At 58.6% G+C, this 6,000-nt stretch carries 2 protein-coding genes; both read right to left on the reverse strand.

Going from position 1 to position 6,000, the window contains the following annotated elements; all coding sequences use genetic code 11:
* Positions 1-12 precede the first annotated feature (12 nt).
* A complete protein-coding gene (locus tag PHI30_RS06040; protein WP_300025294.1) occupies positions 13-2,004 on the reverse strand; it encodes an LTA synthase family protein in 1,992 nt (663 codons plus the stop codon).
* Between the two features lie 170 nt (positions 2,005-2,174).
* Complete coding sequence (gene nifJ / locus PHI30_RS06045) at positions 2,175-5,702, reverse strand: pyruvate:ferredoxin (flavodoxin) oxidoreductase (RefSeq protein WP_300025297.1); 3,528 nt, start codon at positions 5,700-5,702, stop codon at positions 2,175-2,177.
* Positions 5,703-6,000 lie beyond the last annotated feature (298 nt).

Below are 6,000 nucleotides of genomic sequence, written 5' to 3' on the forward strand. Positions count from 1 at the left end.
CGGCGTCCTTTCTTATTCGGTATCGCTCAAAATTTCCCGGTGTTTATCCACAACGCTGATGAAGAGGTCGCCCGCATCCTCGGTGCCGGGGTCCTCCGTCACTTGCAGCAGCCACGGGGAGAGATAGATGGTATCCAGCAGCTTCCCCTTCACCGTCACTTTGCAGTAGGGGGTAAAATTCTCACCGGAGAGGTACCACACGTCCCCCCGCTGACTGAGTCCCTCAAGGACGATGGGCGCCACGCCCATCTGCATCTGCGTGGCCGCATACGGCGTCTGCCCGCCATAGAGATACTTCTGCCCGTACAGCATGTCGTATTGCAGCAGCCGCAGGTCCCAGCGGTACATACTCTCTTCCCGGCAGGATTGATGAAACCGATTTACAAAGCCGGTGGAAATGCCCAGCCGGCCCATCACAACGGCGGAAAGCTGGAAGGACGACAGGTCCTCATCCTGCTTTTCCATGCCGAAATTGTTCCAGACCACGTAGCCCGTCCGATACAGCGTCCCGCTTTTCATGTCCTGATGCTCCAGCCCCAGAGACGGCAGATGGTCTCCGTAGAGCACCAGCACGGTCTTTTCCTCCCGCTGGGACAGCGCTGCCGTCAACTCTGCCACAAACTGGTCCATTTCCCGAATCTGGTTTACGTAATACTCTATGGCATACCGATAATCCTCGTCGGGGCAGGCCGTCACCGTGACGGCAGGGTCCTCCAAAACAGGCTCCGTGGGGTATTTGCCGTGTCCCTGAACGGATACCGTAAACACAAGGTCCGGCTGGTCCGGCGTCACATCCAGCGCCTTGACGATCTGCCCGGTCAGTACGCTGTCTTTTGCCCAGTTCTTTGGCGTAAGCTCCACCCGGGGCATGTACTCCAGCGATGTAAAATCGTCAAAGCCCAAGTTTGCATAGACCTGATTCCGGCTGTAAAAGGTGGCCCGGTGATTGTGGATGGCGTGGGTTGCATACCCGTTTTCCTTCAGATCAAAGGCAACCGACTCCACCGTCCGGTCCTTCAGCCGGGTTTGATAGGGATATTCTCCGGGGCCGAAAAACCGGGTGCTCATCCCGGTAAGCACCTCGCACTCCGTGTTGGCGGTGCCCGCCCCCACCACCGGAACCGTCAGGTAGCCGGAGGAATACTTGGCCGTCAATGCGGTCCAGGTGGGCACGGCATCCTCCGACAGCTCCAGACCCGAGATCTCCGCAGGGTCGACGAAGGACTCCAGTTGCACATACACCACGTTGACGTCCGTTTGGGACTGCGTGGGATCAACGAAGTCCCGACCCACCGTCTTTTCCACGTCGGCAATGGCCTGTGCGCCATAGCCCGCGGGCAGGGCAATGCCCTTATTCAGCCACGTCTGCAAAAAGCAGTAGGAGAAGCCGTACTCCTCGTAGGCGACCGCCAGGTTGGAGAAAATTGTGGACAGCTGGTCCAGACGAAACGCCAGCGTCCACGTGCCGCAAAGCGCGCCGAACACGATCAGCGCGGATAAAATCCCGGAAAACATCCGCCGACGACGGGGCAGCGCATTGCGCGGTCCCTTCCACAAAAGCAGCGCCAGGCCCAGCACCAGCCCCGCTGCTGCCACCGCCAGCAGGACGATATATTTTGTGGAAAGATAGTTCGGCAGGGTATCGAGGCCGGTATTCAGCACGGTAAAATCGGCCACCGTAAACGGCGTCATCCGATTGAGCAGGATGAATCCGTTGACCGCGCCGCCCACCACCCAGAGGGCGGTCAAGAGGGTGGCGTAAAAAAATCTGCGCCGCAGAAAAATTGCCGGAACCAGCGTCAGCAGGACGATCCAAACGTCCACCAGAAATGCCAGTGGGTTTTCCGCCATAAATCGAAAAAAGCTGTCCGGCCCGGCGGTAAACACTTTGTGGTTCAACAGTTCCACCACCAAAGTCACCGCCAGAGCCAGCAGCGAAATTCTCAAAAGCGCCGTGCGCTCCTGCGAATGCCCGCCGGTTGGGGCCACAGCGTGTTGTTTCATGATTCGACCTTCTTTCGGCTGTGATTATAGCGCGTTATGCCTGTCAAATCCACCGATTTTGCGCAATTTCTTTCGTGATTTTTTACAAAGTTTTTATTTTAAAAAAATGAGGGCCGCAGGAAAAATCCTGCGGCCCTCGTTTTCTGTTTTACGTTTCAGCTAAAAATCGCTCAGCCTTCATACATGGCTTTGAGCTTCAGCAGGTGCTGATAGCGCTCCATGGCGCTCTTTTCGTTGCGCTGGAACAGCTCGGACGCGCGCTCGGGGAATTCGCGGGTCAGACGGGAGTACCGGGCCTCGTTCATCAGGAATTCCTGATAACCGCCGGCAGGCTCCTTGGAATCCAGCGTGAACTTGCCGCTCTGAGCCGTGGGGTTGAAGCGGAAGAGGTTCCAGTAACCGCACTCCACGGCCTTCTTCATTTCCTTCTGGGCATTCATCATGCCGCCCTTGATGCTGTGCATCTCGCAGGGAGAATAGGCAATGACCAGAGAGGGACCGGGATAGGCCTCGGCCTCCTTGATGGCCTTGAGGGTCTGGGCGGGGTTGGCGCCCATGGCGATCTGGGCCACATAGATATAGCCGTAGCTCATGGCGATCTCCGCCAGAGACTTCTTCTTGATCTCCTTGCCAGCCGCCGCGAACTGCGCGACCTGACCGATGTTGGAGGCCTTGGACGCCTGTCCGCCGGTGTTGGAATAGACCTCGGTATCAAAGACGAAGATGTTCACATCGTTGCCGGAGGCCAGCACGTGATCCACGCCGCCAAAGCCGATGTCATACGCCCAGCCGTCGCCGCCGAAGATCCACGTGGACTTCTTGGAGAGGTATTCCTTGTCGGCCAGAATCTCCTTGCTGTACGGGCAGTCGGGGTCCGCTTCCAGCGCGGCGACCAGCTTGTCCGTTGCAGCCTTGTTGGCCTCGTAATTGTCCATGGAGGCGAGATATTCCGCGCAGGCGGCCTTCTTGTTATCGTTGGTGGTCACGCCGGAGAGTTCCTTCACCTTGTCGGCCAGACGCGCGCGGGTGGCCTGCTGGCCAAGGTACATGCCAAGGCCGTGCTCGGCGTTATCCTCGAACAGGGAGTTGGACCATGCGGGGCCGTGGCCTGCCTTGTTGGTGCAGTAGGGAGAGGTTGCCGCGGGGCCGCCCCAGATGGAAGAGCAGCCGGTGGCGTTGGAGATATACATATGGTCGCCGAAGAGCTGGGTGATGAGACGGGCATAGCTGGTCTCGGCGCAGCCAGCGCAGGAACCGGAGAACTCCAGCATGGGCTTTTTGAACTGGCTGCCCTTGACGGTGTCGTCCTGCATATCCTTCTTCTCGGAGACCTTGTCCACACAATAGTTGAACACGTCCTGCTGCGCGGCTTCCTGCTCCTGCGGCACCATGGTCAGCGCATCCACCGGGCACTGGCCCACGCACACGGCGCAGCCCATGCAGTCCAGCGGAGAGACAGCCATGGTGTACTTGTAGACGCCCTTGCCCTTACCGGCCTTCACATCCGCGAGCTTGGCGCTCTCGGGGGCAGCGGCGGCTTCTTCCGCCGTCAGGGCATAGGGGCGGATGGTGGCGTGGGGGCAGACATAGGCGCAGTTGTTGCACTGGATGCACTTGGTGGAGTCCCAAGTGGGAACGGTGACGGCCACGCCCCGCTTTTCGTAAGCGGCGGCGCCCAGCTCAAACTGGCCGTCCACATGCTTGACGAAGGCAGATACCGGCAGGCTGTCGCCGTCCATCTTGGACACGGGGTCCAGAATGGACTTGACCTGCTCCACCAGAGCGGGCTTACCGGTGAGCTTCACGTCCTCGCTCTCGTCCGCGGCGTTGGCCCAGTCGGCGGGCACGTCGAACTTCTTGAAGGCGGTGGCGCCGGCGTCGATGGCCTTGTGGTTCATATCCACCACGTCCTGACCCTTCTTCAGGTAGGAATGGGTGGCGGCGTCCTTCATGTACTGAATGGCCTCAGCGGCGGGCAGCACGCCGGCCAGTGTAAAGAAGGCGGACTGCAAGATGGTGTTGGTCCGCTTGCCCATGCCGATCTCCTTGGCGAGGTCGATGGCGTTGATGGTATACACCTGCACGTTGTTGGCGGCAATGTAGCGCTTGGAGGCGGCGTCCAGATGATGGCCCAGCTCCTCGCCCGTCCACTGGCAGTTGATGAGCAGGGTGCCGCCGGCCTTCACGTCACGCACGATGGGGAAGTGCTTGGTGACGTAAGCGGGCACGTGGCAGGCCACAAAGTCGGCCTTGTTGATATAGTAAGAGGACTTGATGGGCTTGTCGCCGAAGCGCAGATGGCTGACGGTGACGCCGCCGGTCTTTTTGGAGTCATACTGGAAGTATGCCTGCACGTTCTTTTCGGTATGGTCGCCGATGATCTTGATGGAGTTCTTGTTGGCGCCGACAGTGCCGTCGCCGCCAAGGCCCCAGAACTTGCAGGCGATGGTACCTGCGGGAGCCACCAGCGGAGCGGGCTTTTCTTCAAGGCTCAGGTGGGTCACATCGTCCACGATGCCGATGGTGAACTGGCGCTTCATCTCGCTCTTCGCCAACTCGTCGTAGACAGCGAACACGCTGCGGGGCGGCGTATCCTTGGAGCCGAGGCCGTAACGACCGCCGATGACCGCAATGTCGGTCTTTCCGGCGTTGGCCAGCGCGGTGACCACGTCCATGTACAAAGGCTCGCCCAGCGCGCCGGGCTCCTTGGTGCGGTCCAGCACGGCAATCTTTTTAGCCGTGGCGGGGATGGCGGAGAGCAGCTTGTCCGCCCGGAAGGGGCGATACAGGTGGACCTTCACCATGCCGACCTTCTCACCCTTGGCCGTCATGTAGTCGATGACTTCCTCAGCCACGTTGCAGATGGAACCCATGGCGATGATGACGCGCTCGGCGTCGGGTGCGCCATAGTAGTTGAAGAGCTGATAATCGGTGCCCAGCTTTTCGTTGATCTTGCCCATGTACTTCTCCACCACGTCGGGCAGCGCATCGTAATAGGGGTTGCACGCCTCGCGATGCTGGAAGAAGATATCGCCGTTTTCGTGGGAGCCGCGCATATTGGGGCGCTCGGGATTCAGCGCGTGCTTGCGGAATGCCCCAACGGCGTCCATATCGCACATTTCCTTCAGATCGTCGTAATTCCACACGGCGACCTTCTGGATCTCGTGAGAGGTGCGGAAGCCGTCAAAGAAGTTGATGAAGGGAACGCGGCCCTCAATGGCAGCCAGATGCGCCACGGGAGAAAGGTCCATGATCTCCTGGGGATCGTTCTCGCACAGCATGGCAAAGCCGGTCTGGCGGCAGGCCATCACGTCGGAATGATCGCCGAAGATGTTCAGCGCCTGCGTGGAAACGGTCCGTGCGGACACGTGGAACACGCAGGGCAGCAGCTCGCCGGCAATCTTATACATATTGGGGATCATCAAAAGAAGACCCTGGGAGGCGGTGTAGGTGGTGGTCATCGCACCGGCAGCCAGAGACCCGTGCACCGTGCCGGAGGCACCTGCCTCAGATTGCATCTCACACACCTTCACGGTGGTGCCGAAAATGTTTTTCTGACCAGCAGCAGCCCACTGATCCACCAAGTCTGCCATGGGGGAAGACGGGGTGATCGGATAGATACCCGCCACTTCGGTAAACGCATAGCTGACATACGCCGCCGCGTTGTTACCGTCCATGGACTTAAACTTTCTTGCCATAAACTCTTACCTCCTATAAATCTGCTGCCCACGGCAGCAATCTTGCCAAACATGAAAATTCAGACTCTCTCCCCCGAAGTCTCATGCGGCTTTATTATAGCACTTGTCCTTTCCGCTGTAAACCTCGACTTTGTTATTTATTGCGCAAATCTTTCAAATCCTATTAAAAGCGGAATCTAATTCCGTTTTTAATACTCTTTTTTGCGCCGGGGGTTTCCTCTTTCCGCTTTTTGTGATACACTTTTTTATAAACAGCTCCGCCTTTTGGGACTGTGGGCTTCGGCGCTTCCCGCCGGGT

This window comes from Oscillibacter sp., from assembly GCF_028693505.1.
In the GTDB taxonomy this organism is placed as follows: domain Bacteria; phylum Bacillota; class Clostridia; order Oscillospirales; family Oscillospiraceae; genus Oscillibacter.